This is a genomic window from Leyella stercorea, from assembly GCF_021531655.1.
Genome location: NZ_JADYUF010000113.1, coordinates 1 through 718 on the forward strand (window position 1 = coordinate 1; position 718 = coordinate 718).

At 42.5% G+C, this 718-nt stretch carries 1 protein-coding gene; it reads right to left on the reverse strand.

Features of this window, described 5'->3' with window-relative positions; all coding sequences use genetic code 11:
* Positions 1–173: 173 nt before the first annotated feature.
* Positions 174–647 carry a DIP1984 family protein gene (locus tag I6E49_RS14255; RefSeq protein ID WP_235403145.1) on the reverse strand — a complete coding sequence of 158 codons (474 nt, stop codon included), beginning with the start codon at positions 645–647 and terminating at the stop codon, positions 174–176.
* Positions 648–718: the final 71 nt, after the last annotated feature.

The following is a 718-nucleotide window of genomic DNA, read 5'->3' on the forward strand; positions in this document are numbered from 1 at the left end:
TCATAAAGGTACTAAAAATTATTGAGATTACCAACTTTTACAAAGACTTTCTTATCCCGAACTCAGGTTAATAATGCTTACACAGACCTATTGCCTGATGTCAGCCTCTTGCTGCCTCTATCTTTTCTCCGAAAAATTTAATCTACTCAATGAAAATTTCAATCCTCGCTCCATTATCGGGGCAAGTCTTGCAAATCCACCAAATCTACAGTCCAGTTCAAACTCTGAATTTTCAGGTCGAGTTCCCGATACTGCTTGGCATAGGTATCAGCCTCCTTACGAAGAGCCTTTATATCTATGGTTCTAACATATTTCAGTTCGTTTCTGCCAAAGCGAGTTTCGTTGGCTGCTACGTAGTTCACCACCTCTTTCAATGCCTTGACACGCATCGACAAGACGTCTCTCTTGGCTATCAATCGAGTCAAGGAGTCTCCGTCCTGAACTATCTGAACGTTGGTGATGTTGATGCGATAAATCAAGTCTTCCAACTGGACGAGTACGTCATCCAGTTCCTTGTACAGTTCCTCCACGTTATCGCAGGGTTCATCGCCCTCCTGCACTTTGGCACTTTCCTTGATACGCTCTTTCAGTTGACCCACTCTCTTCTGCAAGTCGGCTCTGATGCTCAATGCTTCTGCTAACTTCACTCAAGTTTCGGATTTAGACTTTGAGGTTGAATTTATTGTATAAAAAAGGCTTTGAGTATTTCCGTATGTCA